This window comes from Hafnia alvei, assembly GCF_900095695.1.
GTDB lineage: Bacteria > Pseudomonadota > Gammaproteobacteria > Enterobacterales > Enterobacteriaceae > Hafnia > Hafnia alvei_B.
The window spans coordinates 106,667-124,197 of sequence record NZ_FMIQ01000070.1; the positions used below are offsets into that span (position 1 = coordinate 106,667).

The 17,531-nt window shown below is 48.9% G+C and carries 12 protein-coding genes and 1 pseudogene; 5 read left to right on the plus strand and 8 right to left on the minus strand.

Features of this window, described 5'->3' with window-relative positions; translation table 11 throughout:
* Positions 1-57: 57 nt before the first annotated feature.
* The 4 genes and pseudogenes from hofC to nadC form a co-directional block, all read right to left on the minus strand.
* Positions 58-1,152, minus strand: a pseudogene (hofC, locus tag BN1044_RS19435) (protein transport protein HofC); the annotation flags it as partial.
* 108 nt (positions 1,153-1,260) lie between these two features.
* Positions 1,261-2,616: an ATPase, T2SS/T4P/T4SS family gene (locus BN1044_RS19440; RefSeq protein WP_081329631.1), complete on the minus strand. Its 1,356-nt coding sequence runs from the start codon at positions 2,614-2,616 to the stop codon at positions 1,261-1,263.
* 44 nt (positions 2,617-2,660) lie between these two features.
* A complete protein-coding gene (ppdD, locus tag BN1044_RS19445; RefSeq protein WP_072310061.1) occupies positions 2,661-3,143 on the minus strand; it encodes a prepilin peptidase-dependent pilin in 483 nt (160 codons plus the stop codon).
* 181 nt (positions 3,144-3,324) lie between these two features.
* Positions 3,325-4,215: a carboxylating nicotinate-nucleotide diphosphorylase gene (nadC, locus tag BN1044_RS19450; RefSeq protein WP_072310062.1), complete on the minus strand. Its 891-nt coding sequence runs from the start codon at positions 4,213-4,215 to the stop codon at positions 3,325-3,327.
* A 211-nt stretch (positions 4,216-4,426) separates the two neighbouring features.
* On the opposite strand from nadC, the gene ampD reads away from it, so the two are divergent.
* Positions 4,427-4,984 carry a 1,6-anhydro-N-acetylmuramyl-L-alanine amidase AmpD gene (gene ampD / locus BN1044_RS19455; protein ID WP_072310063.1) on the plus strand — a complete coding sequence of 186 codons (558 nt, stop codon included), beginning with the start codon at positions 4,427-4,429 and terminating at the stop codon, positions 4,982-4,984.
* A gap of 20 nt (positions 4,985-5,004) precedes the next feature.
* Complete coding sequence (gene ampE, locus BN1044_RS19460) at positions 5,005-5,859, plus strand: beta-lactamase regulator AmpE (RefSeq protein ID WP_072310064.1); 855 nt, start codon at positions 5,005-5,007, stop codon at positions 5,857-5,859.
* A 664-nt stretch (positions 5,860-6,523) separates the two neighbouring features.
* Here ampE and BN1044_RS19470 read toward each other — a convergent pair.
* The 4 genes from BN1044_RS19470 to BN1044_RS19485 form a co-directional block, all read right to left on the minus strand.
* Complete coding sequence (locus tag BN1044_RS19470; RefSeq protein ID WP_072310065.1) at positions 6,524-7,474, minus strand: glycoside hydrolase family 43 protein; 951 nt, start codon at positions 7,472-7,474, stop codon at positions 6,524-6,526.
* Positions 7,475-7,499: 25 nt separating this feature from the next.
* Positions 7,500-8,903 (minus strand): glycoside-pentoside-hexuronide (GPH):cation symporter, encoded by a 1,404-nt coding sequence (locus BN1044_RS19475; RefSeq protein WP_072310066.1) that lies wholly within the window; start codon positions 8,901-8,903, stop codon positions 7,500-7,502.
* A 209-nt stretch (positions 8,904-9,112) separates the two neighbouring features.
* Positions 9,113-10,534 carry a carbohydrate porin gene (locus BN1044_RS19480; RefSeq protein WP_072310067.1) on the minus strand — a complete coding sequence of 474 codons (1,422 nt, stop codon included), beginning with the start codon at positions 10,532-10,534 and terminating at the stop codon, positions 9,113-9,115.
* 567 nt (positions 10,535-11,101) lie between these two features.
* Positions 11,102-12,499 (minus strand): amino acid permease, encoded by a 1,398-nt coding sequence (locus tag BN1044_RS19485; protein ID WP_072310068.1) that lies wholly within the window; start codon positions 12,497-12,499, stop codon positions 11,102-11,104.
* Between the two features lie 866 nt (positions 12,500-13,365).
* Here BN1044_RS19485 and pdhR point away from each other — a divergent pair.
* The 3 genes from pdhR to BN1044_RS19500 all read left to right on the plus strand — a co-directional run.
* Positions 13,366-14,130, plus strand: coding sequence for a pyruvate dehydrogenase complex transcriptional repressor PdhR (gene pdhR, locus BN1044_RS19490; RefSeq protein ID WP_025800338.1), 765 nt, complete (start codon positions 13,366-13,368; stop codon positions 14,128-14,130).
* Positions 14,131-14,291: 161 nt separating this feature from the next.
* Positions 14,292-16,955 carry a pyruvate dehydrogenase (acetyl-transferring), homodimeric type gene (gene aceE / locus BN1044_RS19495; RefSeq protein WP_072310069.1) on the plus strand — a complete coding sequence of 888 codons (2,664 nt, stop codon included), beginning with the start codon at positions 14,292-14,294 and terminating at the stop codon, positions 16,953-16,955.
* 13 nt (positions 16,956-16,968) lie between these two features.
* On the plus strand, positions 16,969-17,531 hold a 563-nt coding region (locus BN1044_RS19500), incomplete at its 3' end, for a biotin/lipoyl-containing protein (RefSeq protein ID WP_302622582.1).

Genomic DNA, 17,531 nt, shown 5'->3' on the forward strand with positions numbered 1-17,531 from the left:
TTCTGTTGATACAGAGTGGCTGTTTTGTTTTATGCCTTCTTTGCCCGTTATCATTTCTTATTGCAATACACTGCCCAGTTGAAAAATCGGGAGATACATTGCAAGCACTAAGCCACCGACCACAATCCCCATAATTACCATCATGATGGGTTCTATCATCTGCGCCAGCGCGTCGCTCAGGCTATTAGCTTGATGCTGATAATGCTGTGCCAAGCGCGACATCATGTGGTCAAGCCCACCGGATTCTTCACCCACCCGTATCAGTTGAAAACACAGTGTTGGAAATACTGACTGCTGCTTTATTGCCAAGCTTAGGGCATCTCCCTGTTGTAAATTCTGGCTCACATTTTCGACCGCCTGCCGAAAAATAGGATTCTGCTGCGCCTGAGTCGCATTTTCTAGCCCTTTCAACAGCGGTAATCCTGCCTGTTGGGTCATAGCGAGGCTGAAAAAAAGTTGGCTAAGATTTGCTGTTGATATCAAACGACCGATGATGGGCAACCGTAATAGCATTCGCTGTGTTTGAATTCGGAATGACGGCGAACGCTGATAACGCCATAGCGTCAGAAGCACTGCCGAAGAGATAATCCCAATAATCGACGGTGCATGCTGAATCAGCACCTGAGAGCAAGCCATCAATGCACGCGTGAATGCAGGCAAGGGGGCATTAAAGCTTCGATAGAGATCGGAAAATTGTGGCAATACCCAAACCAGCATAATGACGATCACAATGAGTGTGACGCTGAGTAAGAGAGCGGGGTAGCGCAACGCTTTGCCGATCTTGGCCTTGAGCTCGGCTTGGCGCTTCTGTTGCTCTGCCAGCGCGAAACAGCTTTGATCCAGCCGTCCTGTCAATTCTGCCGTGGCAATGGTTTTGCTATACATAGGAGGAAAGATATCTGGGAACGTGACCAGCGCCTCTGACAGAGGAATACCCATACTAACCTGCTGTGCGAGTCGTTGAAGTAAACACCGCCAATGGCGATGTGGATGATCTTCTGACAGCATCAATAGGCATTTAGCCAAAGGCAATCCCGCATGCAGTAGTGTTGCTAGCTGTTCGATGGAGTGAATGCAATCTGTATTCTTCCACGCTAAAGGACGCAGGCGATACTGCCGCTGCATTTTCAGTGGTATGAGCCCCTGTATCTGTAGCTGAAAAAGTGCCTGTTATTTTTGCTTTGCGAGACAGACGCCCGTTAGCAATTGCTGCGCTGGGTCTATCGCTAACCATGTAAAGAGCGCATAAGTCATCTGTTTTCACCGTACCTTGTCAGCATAATGCCCACCCAATACACGCACGACTTCTGCCAGCGAGGTTTCTCCTCGATGAGCGAGCTGAAGACCAGCCTGCCACAGCGATACAACGCCCTGTTGCTGTGATAGCGTGTGAATGTCTAGAGCGGAGGCTTGAGCGAGCAGTGCGAGTTGGATCTCGGGTGAAATTGGCAGGATTTCGTAGACGGCTTTTCGACCATAGTAACCGTTAAAGCAGTGTTCGCAGCCAGCGGCTATCCAGTGATGAAACTCATCGCCTTGCCACTGGCTGGGGGTGAGTTTTTGAGCGGTAAGATCGCGTTGGCGACAATGCTGACAGAGCTTGCGTACCAAGCGCTGTGCGATAACAACGCTCAGGCTGGCGGCGATAAGATAGGGCTTAACATTCAACTGAGATAAACGTACCAGCGTTTCGCTAGCAGAATTGGTATGCAGTGTGGATAGCACCAGATGACCGGTTTGCGCTGCATTAACAGCGATCTCAGCCGTCTCAGCATCGCGAATCTCACCGATCATAATGACATCAGGGTCTTGGCGTAGCAGCGCGCGTAGGACGGTGGTAAACCCGAGTGCGGCTTTGGTATTAATTGCGGTTTGGTTGACGCCTTCTAGCGGTGACTCAACCGGATCTTCTACGCTACAAATGTTGATCTCTGGTGAGCGTAAATAGTTAAGGCTGCTATAAAGCGTGGCTGTTTTTCCACTCCCCGTTGGTCCTGTGACTAAAATCAGCCCTTGGGGTTTGCTCAGTGCGGATTTAAACGTGCTAAGTGCTCGGGGTTCGAACCCTAAGCCGTCGAGCTCAAAAGGCTGGACCCCATCTTGAACCTGACGCAGCACCACTTTTTCACCGAGCCGAGTGGGTAGGGTAGAAATACGGAAGGTTGTGCTCTGTGAATTTAGCGCGATGTTAAGTTGTCCATCCTGTGGAATACGACGTTCCGCGATATCAAGCTCAGCCATCACTTTGAGCCGAGGAATAATACGCAGAGTGTCGCTGCCGTTCGGGAGCGGCAGCGGCTGCAATACGCCGTCAATGCGCAGGCGAACGTTTAGGCTGTTTAGTTTCGGTTCAAGGTGAATGTCAGAGGCTCTTCGCTTGAGCGCTTGCTGAATAATATATTCCAGTAGCTGCTTGGTTTTAACATCATCACCGGTGCCGTCTGGCGAGTTTAGCGCTGTTGCATGATGTTGCTGGGCTGACTCTAGCTGGGCTACTCCCCAACGATGCCAAACTACGGATTTCCCGCTGGCGAATTTTATTGCGTCAACGAGTTTGCTGGGAGCCACGGCGTGAGGCCCAGCGATCTGAATCGCGTGGCTATCTTCTTCAATCATGACGCAGCCAAATTGGTGGCATAGCTGCTCAATATGCCGCCGGTTCACTGGGTGTCTCCTGCGGATGGAAAGCGTAGAACTTGATCGCAGGCGGTGACAAGTGAGCTGTTTTCACCTGATGCCTGACAGTTTTTTTGCCAGCTCAGATCGCCGCTCGTGCTGTCTAACTGCGGTGTGAGCGATGCCGTGAGTCCGTTTAACGCCTGTTGCCCTACCGCAGTGATAACGCCTTGGGACACGTTAAGGGTGCTGACATACGTCGTACTTTTGCTTTGGGGAATACCACTTGCCCCAATGTTGCATTCAGAGAGGCTGCCTTGCTCCAGAGCGCACAGTTCAATCGCCGTTTTATAGGGCATCATGGCCTGCAACATATCTGTCATCGCCGCTTTTTGAATATAGCTTTGGTACGCTGGAATTCCTGCGGCACTAAGAATGGCGATGATGGCGATCACGACCATTAGCTCAATAAGCGTAAAGCCGCTTTGGCGGTGGGCTATTAAGTGAGGAACCTGTGTTTGCTGCATGATGAGTCTCCGCTGTGTTGTGCAGCGCAGCATGCAATGAGCATTGGTGGTAGCCAAGTACTGAAGGAGAAGACTGGAAAGGCGATTGACGAGAAATTCAAACCTGTTACAGGTTTCCACGCCATAGTGCGAACAGCGCCGCAATATGGCGTGGGTGAATGCTTATTGGTTTAACCTGGTGTTACTGAAAGCGCATGGAGAGATCGAGCGCTTTGATATGTTTAGTGAGTGCTCCGACTGAAATGAAATCAACGCCGGTCTCAGCAAACTCGCGCAGCGTTTCATCGGTCACATTGCCAGACACTTCTAACTGGGCGAGATCGCCGGTTAGCGCCACCGCTTCACGCATCATATCGGTGGTGAAATTATCCAGCATAATAATATCGGCACCGGCATCCAGCGCTTCTCTGAGCTCGTCGATGGATTCGACTTCCACTTCAACGGGTACATCGGTATGCATCCAAAATGCTTGTTCGACGGCTTTTTTTATCGAACCTGCGGCGATGATGTGGTTTTCTTTAATCAGAAAAGCGTCTGAAAGCCCAAGGCGATGATTGCTTCCGCCTCCGCACAATACCGCATACTTCAGTGCGGTGCGCATACCGGGGATGGTTTTCCGCGTGTCGAGCAACTGCGTTTTTGTTCCGGCTAAAATATTCACATAGTGGCTGACCGTAGTCGATACGCCGCTGAGCGTTTGTAAAAAGTTTAACGCGGTTCTCTCGCCGGTCAGCAGGATGCGGGCAGGGCCGGTCAGTTTGCACAGGCATTGGTTCGGAACCAGTGCGTCACCATCTTTCACTTGCCACTCGATAGTGACTTTCCGCCCTAGTTGCAGAAAGACCTCTTCTAACCAGCGAACACCGCAAAAAACGCCAGCTTCACGGGTGATGATGGTGGCGGTGGCTTCCCTATCGCTTGGCAATAGTTGTGCAGAGATATCACGGTCAGCGTCTACTTCGCCGCCCAAATCTTCTCGTAGAGCCAGAGACACCGCGTAAGGGATGTCGTTTTCAATACGTTCTAACAGCTCGGCTCGGCGCGAATCGGCGCTGTAGCGGCGTGTCGGCATAATAAAAACTCCGAAAGTAGCAGGTGATGACCTTTAGGCCATAAACATGGACTGTTGATATAGGTCCAAGTATTAAGAATAATCATGCTACTCTGTTGCCGCTATAAGTACCATATATAGCCGTCATACTTGAAGCTGCATCTGCGTTGGCTGCAACTCCAATTACTTTGGCTATAGACAACACTCATTCGGTCAGGAGTAGCAGTAAGAAATGCGATTAGAAGACGGCTGGATTGTTGGCGTTGAGCGCGTGCCCTCGCCTCATTTTGACGATCGCCCAGATAGCGAAGCGCCGTCATTGCTGGTGGTGCATAATATTAGCCTACCGCCGGGCGAGTTTGGCGGACCGTATATCAGCCAGCTTTTTACCGGTACATTACGTGCCGATGAGCATCCTTTTTTTGCTGAAATTCAACATTTGCGCGTTTCTGCACACTGCCTGATACGCCGTGATGGAACCGTGATTCAGTATGTGCCTTTTAATCGCCGAGCATGGCACGCAGGAGTCTCTTGTTTTGAGGGGCGCGAACGCTGCAATGATTTTTCGATTGGCATTGAGTTGGAAGGCACTGATACCCAAGCGTTTGAGCCTGAGCAATATTGCAAGCTGGCAGAAATTAACGCATTGCTGATGGATGAATACCCGATAACACCTCAGCGTGTGACTGGACATAGCGATATTGCGCCAGGGCGAAAAACCGATCCAGGCCCGATGTTTTTCTGGGATGAATATCGCCAGATTTTAAGTCGTTACATAAAAAATAAATAAAAAGAAGGGAGTTAAGAAGCATGACTCTGTTTTCGTTGTTACTGGTATTAGCGTGGGAGCGTCTGTTTAAGCTCGGGCACCATTGGCAAATTGATCACCGTTTTGAGCCGATATTTCGGATGGGCTCTGGAGCATCGTTGCCCAAAACATTGCTGATGACGATTGTTTGGATGGCGGTGGTGTTTGCCGTTTTGTGGGCTGCACACGGTATGTTCTTCGGGGTGCTGTCATTGGCATTGTGGATTCTAATTGCGCTGTTTTGCATTGGGGCGGGAGAAATCCGTAAACACTACCGTGCTTATCTCGCGGCTGCGCGCAAAGGCGATGAACACGCGACCGATCAGATGGCGACCGAGCTGGCATTGATTCATGGTTTGCCCACGGATTGTACGGCTGATGTGCGTTTGCGTGAACTGCAAAATGCGCTGGTTTGGATTAACTTTCGTTTCTATCTTGCGCCGCTGTTTTGGTTTGTGGTGGCAGGCCCGTATGGTCCTGTTGCATTAGCGGGATATGCCATGCTGCGTGCTTACCAAACATGGCTAACACGTCAGGGGTCGCCGCTGTTACGTGCGCAGTCGGGTGTGGATTTGGTTCTGAACTGGCTTGATTGGATCCCCGTGCGTTTAGCCGGTGTGACCTATGCGCTGCTAGGCCATGGTGAAAGGGCGCTGCCTGCATGGCTCGCTTCACTGGGTGATGTGCATTCGTCGCAATATAAAGTGCTGACCAATTTGGCACAGTTCTCCTTAGCGCGCGATCCGCATCTCGATCCGATTAAAACGCCGCGTGCGGCGGTAACGCTAGCGCGAAAAATCACCATGGTGTTGCTGGTGGTTGTAGCGCTGCTGACGATTTATGGGGCGTTGATGTAGGTGGAGTGGGGCTTCGTGCGCCAGTACTGTATATGTTAGAATTGTGAAAGGTTTCGTCCGCCAGTGAACATGAGCATTTCCATGAAACCAATGGCGTAGGCGTCCGATGAGAGCCCCGTTGCGCGGGGGCTCTCAACTCGCGCGCTTTTATCCGAGACGCCATTTCCGCTACGGTTTGGTATCGCCCATCCAGGGCGCCCCAAACTCCGCCGGTACATCCTTGTACCGGCGGCTCTCCCTACCAAGACTTAAACAATTAAAAGAAAATAAAAAGATAGAAAATATCTTTTGTCTTTTGTCTTTTGTCTTTTGGTGTTTGGCCTTTTCCGGCACGTTGTTCTTCAGCTGAATGGAGGAATGTAGGCTAGGATTTGCCGACTGGACGTCGGCAAAAGAACGACGGAGGCATGGATGCCGATTGTCGTTCGTTCCGTTAAAGCCGGAATGACGCAATGAAGGAACCCGCGTAGCGGGCTGGAGAGCGGTGCCAAGCCCGGATGCAAGGCGGCGGCGATTGAGCCGCCTTGCTCGGACGCCAGCACAATGTCTATGTGAAACTCGGTGTATTCGGCGTACGAAAACTTTCACAGTTCTAACATATACACATACAGTACCGGCAGACGAAACCTTACCCCATAAGTTGAATTGCCCCCCTGATGCCCTCCTACCTATTATCCCCCAACGGCTCCCCAAACACCGGCATCCCTTGTTCATCCCACTCGAAGGTTTTAATACGCGTATGGCGGTTTGGGTCATACAACGGATCGCCTTCGATTTCAGTGTAGTTGCGCGCGTGATAGACCAGTACGTTGTCGCCCTCTTGGGTTTGAGTAAAACTGTTATGTCCTGGGCCAAATTGGCGGTTATGGCGTGCGGTGCCAAATACGGGCTTTTGCGCTTTATGCCATTGAGCGGCATCTAGAATATCAACGCCGTCCTTCGCCCATAGCATCCCCATACAGTAGTTTTCATCGGTGGCGCTGGCGGAATAAGTGATAAAAATTCTTCCGCCATGGTGAATGACCGCAGGTCCCTCGTTGACCCAAAAACCTCTCGTCTCCCATTCCAGCTCTGGCTTGCTCAGCATCACCGGCTGGCCTTTTATCGTCCATGCGTTTTCAAGTTCAGCGAGATAAAGATTAGAGTTGCCATAAATCTCAGGATCTTTCTGCGCCCAAAGGTAGTAGCGTTTACCTTGGTATTCAAAACTGGTGGCGTCGAGTGAAAACGTATCCAGCGGCGTGATGATTCTGCCTCGCTCAACCCAGTTTCCGCTTAGCGGATCGGCGTCGTTGCAGGTCAGGGCGAACATACGGTGCTGGAATAGCCCTTCTTTAATCTCCGGTGAATGCGCGGCAGCAAAATAAATCACCCATTGTCCATTGAAGAAATGCAGCTCTGGGGCCCAAATCAGGTGGCTCATTGGACCATTTTCTGGCTTGTGCCAAACAGTCACGGGTTTTGCGTCGGCCAGTTGCTCTAGCGTTTGGGCACGGCGTAGTTCCAAACGATCGTATTCGGGCACCGAAGCGATAAAGTAATACCAACCATCCTGATGCAAATGAATATAGGGATCGGCGCGCTGTTCAATCAGCGGGTTAGGAAAAACGGTCATTTATAGCTCCCTGATATCTCATGGATTAAACAGTATGTGGCTTCGCCTGCTTGGCATCGATTAGCGCATTGAGCTCTTGATAGTTTTCGCGGCGTTTAGCCAGATCGCTCTGAATTTGAATCATCATGGTGCGGTCAACTTTCAATAGGCGTACAACGCCTGCGGTAATCAAATAGCCAATTCCTGGGATGATGGTGAAAAGCAGAATAATACCGCCCACAGCGGTGTCGCTCTGGCGTGCCGCACCGGCGTCGTAGCCGTAGGCTGAAAGCAAGAACCCTACCATTGCGCCCGCCACGGCTAAGCCCACTTTGAGGAAAAACAGGTTGCCTGAGAAGCTAATTCCGGTGCTGCGTTTCCCCGTTTTCCATTCACCGTAGTCGTCAACGTCGGCCATCAGCGACCAGTGCAGTGGGGAAGGGAGCTGATGCAGAATATTGAGCAAGAAATAGAGCACTAGAACTAAAGTGGTCGCGTGTGGGTTTACCCAATAGAAGCCACAGGAGAAAATTGCGAGCACAATATTGGTCCAGAAGAAGACCTTAAGTTTGCAGTAGCGATCGGTTAACGGTTTCGCCAGCGCGCTGCCGAACATCATGCCAATCACGCCTAAGCTGATAAACAGGGTGGCGAAATGCGTGCTTTTTTCCATCACCCACACTACGTAATACATGGTGGCTGCCATACGAATAAAGCCTGGGCAGACGTTGCAGAACGTGAGCAGCAGAATGCGCACCCACTGATCGTTCTTCCAAACGTCGCGTAAATCCTGCTTCAGCGCATCATTGCTCGGAACGGCGGGTTTAATGCGCTCGCGAACGGTGGCAAAGCAGAACAGAAACATAAATAAGCCGATCAGCGCCGGCACGCCCATCGCCATTTGATAGCCTTTCGCTTTGTCTTCGCCGCCAAACCAATCTGCCATCGGTAGAAGGGTAGAGGATAAAATCAAGGTGGCGATCCCAACCATGATGAAACGGTAAGACTGGCAGGAAACGCGCTCTTTGGGATCGGCGGTGATAACACCACCTAGCGAGCAATAAGGAATATTGATGGCGGTGTAGGTCAGCGACATCAAGAAGTAGGTTACGAATGCATAGATAACTTTGCTGTTATAGGTCCATTCTGGCGTGGTAAACATCAATACGCTGAAAATGACGTAAGGGAATGATACCCAGAGCAGATAAGGACGAAAACGCCCCCAGCGAGTCTGAGTGCGGTCGGCAATGGCACCCATAATCGGGTCGGTAACGGCATCCAGAACGCGCACCGAAAGGAGCAACACGCCAACTAATGCGGGGGCTAAACCAAAGATATCGGTGTAGAAATAGCTCAGGAACATCATGATGGCACCGCCGATCATATTGCAACCAGCATCTCCCATTCCGTACCCGATCTTTTCTTTTACCGAAAGCTTGTTTTCATTCATGGCTAACATCCTCACATAGAAATTATTTAGCTATCTTGATGAGGATTATGTGCTCGTAAACCTTGATTCTATGGGTAAAGGTTTAGCTGGCGAGATGGATAAATGTGCTATTGGGCTAGAGTTGTGAGCAATGTGGCAATTTGCCCTGATCATTGAGTATCCATGTACGGTGAGGATTAACAATGATCGGGGCCGAGGGGATGAAATCGTTAGAAGTAGTATTTGAATCTAGCTCTTACGCCATAGCGGTCATCATTGTCATGATTAGCAACTTTGCTATTAGTATTCGCATCTAGCAATGAATAATAAGTGCCTATGAAGATATTAAAGTTAGGCATATTCATTATGTTAGGGATTTGATACGACGCATGAATAGTGTGGATATTGTATTTCCCTGGCCCGTCAAGAGAGTCATTTGAATCAAAATTAACGTTTATATTGTCGGTATTAAACTCTTTAATATTGTTATGAGCGTAGATATAACCAAGTTCGAAACGATGCCACAGAACGTTGACTCCCGCCGTAAAGTCGGTTTCATTTGATGCATCGAGGTAGGCCGTATTCACGTTAGTCACTACGCCATTTTCAGGATCGTTAGCCAACCCGTTCCACGTCATGCTAAAACCATAACCGTTTCGCTTGGATTGATCGACAAAACGGCCTTGGCTATCCGTGTAGCCGTAGGCGTTATTAACCACGTTGGTTTCCATTGCGACGGCGGCTGAAAAATCGCGGTCCTTCCAAGCAATAACCGGGCGCATATAAACGACGTTTTTATCATTGGTGAGATGAGTGCCATGATAGTTGCCATCATCAAATAGCGAAGTGCCGTTCTCTATCAGATTGTTAAGTTCGAAATACCAATGATCGATATTTTTGCTAAGCATGACATTGCCGCCCGTATTGCTGCGGCCTCGCCCCTCTTTCATCATATAGATATATCCGTAGCCATCTGAGTAAAGGTCGTTAGCGGTATTTCCTGAGTATTCAATAAAGGTGTCTTGGTTGAGAGGGAACATATCGTAAGCTTCGAAACGACCAATCTTAGCTTGCCAGTTATTTTCGTTGCCAAAGAAGAAGGTTGCGTCATCGAGATTCATTTTTCCAGCCAAATCGGCCAGTGGCTGTATGCTGAACCCTGAATAGTTACCAGCCGTGCCGTTCTTATATCCATCAACGCCTAATAGCACACGTCCATTAACATCCCAGCGTTCATTATTACTCGCTTTCCAATCTTTATTATCGCTGCTTTTAAGTGATGTTAATTTTCCGCTATTGCTCGCTGCATCCAAGTTAAATTCGACATCACCATAGATTTTTAGGCTATCAACAAAATGGTTAAGTTTTAATTCGCTCGTATTGTTAGTTTTGGTTTCCAGCGTATCGGTGCGCTTCGCTACTTGAACTGTTTGTTGTTCAGTATTGACGGTGCGGGTTTCTAATTTTTGTACTTTCAGCTCTGCCGCTTCTGCACGGTTTTCCGCCTGAGTGGCGCGTTGCTCGGCCTGCTGAAGCCGTTTTTCTAATGCATTGAGCCGAGCTTCAATACTGCTATCTGTAGAGGCAAAGGTGGATGTAGAGCCGAAAAGAGCTAGACCTATAATTAATGCCAGTGGGTTCACTTTTATCATGATTAACGTTCCATGTGATGAGTGGAAATGTGTTGATAACTAAATACCCTTTCAGCGAGATATTTAATCATTCAACTTTTATATTTATATTCTCGGAAGTATTTCTTGATTGAATGTCTATTTGTTGTCTTGGGTTTTATCTTGTTTGTTGTCGGATGTTTTCTCAATTGCGATATTTCACACTTATATTGAGATAATTATTTATTGTGTGTGAGATCTCATGGCGTTGTTGCGGAGTTACTGATTAGGAAGGTGTGAATTATTATTGGTGTGTATTTTTAACTGAATTGATATTAATTAAACTATATTATTGGATGCACGAAGCGCTTTGCATAATGTCGATGGAATAGCTTCTATTTAAGAGGCAGGAATATTATCGCTGAATTTAAAGTCAGTGGATGACTAAGATAAGGAGGGCGTTTGTTTTGTGCTCTTATGGGTCGCCACAGGTCGCATGACAATAGAGCAAACAGCTGAGGTGAATATTCGGTAAATACTTAATATGGCCAATCTGCGGATATATTCCCCGGATCACTGATTTGCACCAATGGCCCGGGGTGTGGTTTGTTAGGTATTGTGAGTCATTTGACCTTTAATCCGTTGATTCCTTTGTTTAATTGCGTAGCCAATACCGAGAATGATCAACCATACCGGTATCAGCAGCACTGAAATCTGAATGCCCGGTGTGAAGTACATGATGACTAAGATCCCGCACAGGAATGCTAAGCACAGGTAGTTGCCGAACGGATACCAGAACGCCTGAAACTTAGGTACTACGCCTTCACGATTTTTAGCCGCACGGAAACGCAGGTGCGCCAAGCTAATCATCGCCCAGTTGATCACCAGAGCTGAAACCACCAGCGCCATCAGTAGTTCAAAGGCTTTCCCCGGCATGACGTAGTTAATCAGCACGCACAGCAGAGTGGCGGCAGCTGAGAGCCCAATCGCTACCACGGGCACACCGCGGCCATCGACTTTCAGTAACGCTTTCGGCCCGTTGCCCTGTTTAGCTAAGCCAAACAGCATGCGGCTGTTGCAGTACACGCAGCTGTTATAAACCGATAGCGCAGCGGTCAAAACCACGATATTCAGGATGGTAGCAACAACGTTGCTGTCTAACTCGTGGAAAATCATCACGAATGGACTGCCGCCTTCCACCACTTTGCCCCACGGGTAAAGCGAAAGCAGGATAGACAGAGAGCCAATATAGAAAAGCAGGATGCGGTAAATAACCTGATTCGTGGCTTTAGGAATGCTTTTCTCTGGATTATCAGCTTCGGCTGCGGTAATGCCAACCAGTTCTAACCCACCAAACGAGAACATGATAACGGCCATCGCCATCACCAGACCCATCGTGCCGTTAGGGAAGAATCCACCTTGCTCCCACAGATTTGTTACGCTGGCTTCTGGCCCTGCGTGGCCGCTTAGTAAGAGCCATACGCCGAACACAATCATGCCGATAATGGCCACGACTTTGATAATGGCAAACCAGAATTCCATTTCACCATAGACTTTGACGTTCGCAAGGTTAATGGCGTTAATCGCTAGGAAGAAGACGGCCGCAGAAACCCATGTAGGGATATCAGGGAACCAGTACTGCACATAAATACCGACGGCGGTGAGTTCTGCCATCGCCACAAGCACATACAGAACCCAGTAGTTCCAGCCTGAGGCAAAACCTGCAAAGTTCCCCCAGTATTTAAAGGCAAAGTGGCTAAAAGACCCTGCTACAGGCTCCTCAACCACCATTTCACCCAATTGACGCATTATTAAGAACGCAATAAAACCACCAATCGCGTAGCCCAAAATAACAGACGGGCCCGCCATTTTGATGGTTTGTGCGATACCTAAAAATAGTCCGGTGCCGATGGCACCACCCAGAGCAATCAGCTGAATATGGCGATTTTTCAATCCCCTTTTCAGTTGGTCACCGTGAGGCTGAGCGCGATGCTGCTGATCACTCATGTCTTTCATCCTCTAAATACGCCGGCCGAAAACGACCTCTGGCTCACTGTTACTGTCATTTGTAATTATTAAAATACGAAATTCGTAATTTATTGTTTACATGGAATGCCAATTTGATTTGCTTTACTGGCTACCAATGACTGGAGAATAATGATAAGCGAAAGAAATTGCACCACATTTATAACGTTAAATACCGATATAGATCACAGAGAGAGCTCAATGAATTTTTGCTCATTCATTCAGAGAAAATGAGCATTGTTTATAAAATAGACGCTTTGAGCGAAATTGGCGAAAGAGACGAAAAAAAGCAAAATTTTACAAAATGAAGCGCCGCCGGTGGATGTACCTCTTTGGGAGGATGTGGAGAATTGCCGATTGAATGGATTTTGTGCTGGCTGAGCGAGTTTGTTTGGCAAACACCGTATAGCCTTTACTTCTTTACCTAATTTTACCTACCGCACGTAACATATTTATCTTCAAGCAATTAGCATTGTTAATACATATACAAATTAAATAATTATTCATTAGTTTGATTTTTTATGCATATTTAGCGCTGCTTTCACGCTTCAGCCTGAGTGCCTTTTAGTTTCAATAAAGTTAAAATACTCCCACGCCTCGTAAATGGTATTACCACGTTACAGTTATAGTATTGCTGTGTTGTTTGAGTGACTTTGTTAAAAAATGCTCGCTTTTATGATTTCAATCAAAGCCTGTATGGACAGCAGGTGAATACTTTGTTACTTTAGCGTCACGTTTTTGAAATTGGTATTACCAATTGACTTTGCGCCACTCGCAGAGATTTTAAGCGGCTCGCGAACAAAATAACGTTAATAAGAAGAAGCACTCTCAGAGAAGAAAAGAGCGACATGGCCTACAGCAAAATTCGTCAACCGAAACTATCAGATGTCATCGAACAGCAACTGGAATATCTGATTCTGGAAGGCACGCTACGCCCAGGAGAAAAACTTCTGCCCGAGCGTGAGCTGGCGAAACAGTTTGATGTGTCTCGACCTTCTTTAAGAGAAGCGATACAGCGGCTAGAAGCAAAAGGATTGCTGTTGCGTCGTCAGGGAGGCGGTACCTTCGTTCAAACCAACCTCTGGCAAAGTTTTAGCGATCCTTTGGCTGAACTACTGGCAGACCATCCAGAATCACAATTCGATTTGCTCGAAACCCGTCATGCGCTTGAAGGTATTGCTGCTTATTACGCAGCACTGCGCGGCACAGACGAAGATTTAACCCGTATTCGCACTTGCCATCTGGTTATCCAAGAGGCGCAGGAAAGCGGCGATTTAGACGCTGAAGCGGATGCAGTTATGCAGTATCAGGTCGCGGTGACCGAAGCTGCACATAACGTGGTTCTTCTGCATTTGCTGCGCTGCATGGCGCCGATGCTGGAGCAAAACGTTAAACAGAACTTTGAGTTGCTTTACTCGCGCCGTGAAATGTTGGCCAAGGTAAACGACCATCGTGCCAGCATTTTTGAGGCGATTGTGGCACGCGAGCCAGAGAAAGCTCGTGAAGCATCGCACCGCCATCTGGCATTTATTGAGGATATTTTGTTGGAGCTCAATCGTGAGCATAGCCGCCGTGAGCGGTCGCTGCGTAGACTCCAGCAACGCAAGGATTAAAAACGGATTGTGAAAGCTTAGCCCTTTGATAATCCGTTTTATTGCAACACCACTAGGCAACTAAACCCTGATTGGGCCTGTCTTCGTGTTTTTTCCCGACATGAAGAAAACACACGAAGACAGGCTCCTGACAAACCATTAGACAGATAAGGAATACCACCATGTCAGAACGTTTAAACAATGACGTGGACCCGATCGAAACCCGCGACTGGCTGCAGGCGATCGAATCGGTCATCCGTGAAGAAGGTGTAGAGCGCGCTCAGTACCTGATTGATCAAGTATTGGGTGAAGCCCGTAAAGGCGGCGTAAATCTGCCTACCGGAGCGACCAGCCGCAACTACGTCAATACCATTGCGGTAGAAGACGAACCTGCGTACCCAGGTAATCTGGAGCTGGAACGCCGCATCCGTTCAGCGATTCGTTGGAACGCGATCATGACCGTTCTGCGTGCATCGAAAAAGGATCTGGAGCTGGGTGGCCATATGGCTTCTTTCCAGTCTTCCGCAACGGTATACGAAGTCTGCTTTAACCACTTCTTCCGCGCTCGCAATCAGAAAGACGGCGGCGATTTGGTGTACTTCCAGGGCCACATTTCTCCGGGCGTTTACGCTCGTGCCTTCCTTGAAGGCCGTCTGACAGAAGAACAGATGAACAACTTCCGTCAGGAAGTTCACGGTAAAGGCCTGTCCTCTTACCCGCATCCTAAACTGATGCCTGAATTCTGGCAGTTCCCAACCGTATCCATGGGTCTGGGCCCAATCGGTGCGATCTATCAGGCTAAGTTCCTGAAATATCTGGAACACCGTGGCCTGAAAGACACCTCTGAACAAACCGTATACGCTTTCTTGGGCGACGGCGAGATGGATGAGCCAGAATCTAAAGGTGCGATCACTATCGCAACTCGTGAAAAACTGGACAACCTGTGCTTCATCATCAACTGTAACCTGCAACGTCTGGATGGCCCTGTCACCGGTAACGGCAAAATCGTTAACGAACTGGAAGGCATCTTCGCAGGCGCTGGCTGGAACGTGATTAAGGTTATCTGGGGTAGCCGTTGGGATGAGCTGCTGCGTAAAGATACCAGCGGTAAACTGATCCAGCTGATGAACGAAACGCTGGACGGCGACTACCAGACCTTCAAATCCAAAGACGGCGCTTATGTTCGTGAGCACTTCTTCGGTCGTTACCCTGAAACCGCCGCTCTGGTTAAAGACATGAGCGATGACGAAATCTGGGCATTGAACCGTGGCGGCCACGATCCTAAGAAAGTCTACGCGGCACTGAAAAAAGCGAAAGATACCAAAGGCCAAGCGACCGTTATTCTTGCCCACACCGTTAAAGGTTATGGCATGGGTGACACCGCCGAAGGTAAGAACATCGCTCACCAGGTTAAGAAAATGAACATGGACGGCGTGCGCCAGTTCCGTGATCGTTTCAACGTACCTGTGGCTGATTCTGAAATCGAAAAACTGCCATACGTGACGTTTGATAAAGATTCTGAAGAGTCTAAGTACCTGCACGAACGCCGTCAGGCGCTGCAAGGCTACCTGCCAACTCGTCTGACTCACTTCACCGAGAAACTGGAAATGCCTGCGCTGTCAGACTTCGGTTCTCTGTTGGAAGAGCAGAACAAAGAAATCTCTACCACCATCGCTTTCGTTCGTGCCCTGAACGTGATGCTGAAGAACAAGTCGATCAAAGATCGTCTGGTTCCAATCATCGCCGACGAAGCGCGTACCTTTGGTATGGAAGGCCTGTTCCGTCAGATCGGTATCTACAGCCCTAACGGCCAGCAGTACACCCCGCAGGACCGTGAGCAGGTTGCTTACTATAAAGAAGACGAAAAAGGTCAGATCCTGCAGGAAGGTATCAACGAACTGGGTGCAGCATCATCTTGGCTGGCGGCGGCAACGTCTTACAGCACCAACGATCTGCCAATGATTCCGTTCTACATCTACTACTCCATGTTTGGTTTCCAGCGTATCGGCGACCTGTGCTGGGCAGCGGGTGACCAACAGGCACGTGGCTTCCTGATCGGTGGTACTTCAGGTCGTACAACCCTGAATGGTGAAGGTCTGCAGCACGAAGATGGCCATAGCCACATTCAGTCTCTGACTATCCCGAACTGTATCTCTTACGATCCAGCATACGCTTACGAAGTAGCAGTCATCATGCATGACGGCTTGGAGCGCATGTACGGTGAAGCGCAAGAAAACGTTTACTACTACATCACTACGCTGAACGAAAACTACCACATGCCGGCAATGCCGCAGGGTGCAGAAGAAGGTATCCGTAAAGGTATCTACAAACTGGAAACTCTGGAAGGTAACAAAGGTAAGGTTCAGCTGTTGGGTTCAGGTTCTATCCTGCGTCACGTTCGTGAAGCGGCTAAGATCCTGGCTGAAGAATACGGCGTGGGTTCTGATACCTACAGCGTAACTTCCTTCACCGAGCTGGCTCGTGATGGTCAGGACTGTGAGCGTTGGAACATGCTGCACCCAACCGAAACTCCACGTGTACCGTATATCGCTCAGGTGATGAACGATGCGCCAGCGGTTGCGTCTACCGACTACATGAAGCTGTTCGCAGAACAGGTTCGTACTTACGTTCCAGCCAGCGATTATCGCGTACTGGGTACTGACGGCTTCGGTCGTTCAGACAGCCGCGAAAACCTGCGTCACCACTTTGAAGTTGATGCTTCTTACGTTGTGGTTGCTGCACTGGGTGAACTGGCTAAACGCGGTGAAATCGAAGCTTCTGTGGTTGCTGATGCAATTAAGAAATTCGACATCAACCCAGAAAAAGTTAACCCGCGTCTGGCATAAGAGGTACAGAAGAATGTCTATCGAAATTAATGTACCGGACATCGGTGCTGATGAAGTTGAAGTTACCGAAGTGATGGTAAAAGTGGGCGACAAAGTGGAAGCCGAACAGTCTTTGATCACCGTTGAAGGTGACAAAGCTTCCATGGAAGTCCCATCACCACAGGCCGGTGTAGTTAAAGAAATTAAAGTTTCCGTGGGCGACAAAGTCGAAACCGGCAAACTGATCATGTTGTTTGAAACAAAGAGCGAAGCCGAAGGCGCAGCAGCTGCACCTGCTAAAGCAGAAGAGAAACCAGCGGCCGCACCTGCTCCGGCAGCCGCCGCTGCGGCAAAAGATGTTGAAGTTCCAGACATCGGCGCCGACGAAGTTGAAGTCACCGAAGTGATGGTGAAAGTTGGCGATACCGTTGAAGCTGAACAGTCTCTGATCACCGTAGAAGGCGACAAAGCCTCTATGGAAGTTCCTGCACCGTTTGCAGGTGTGGTTAAAGAGATCAAGATTGCGACCGGTGACAAAGTGAAAACTGGCTCACTGATCATGGTCTTCGAAGTGGCTGGCGCTGCGCCTGCCGCTTC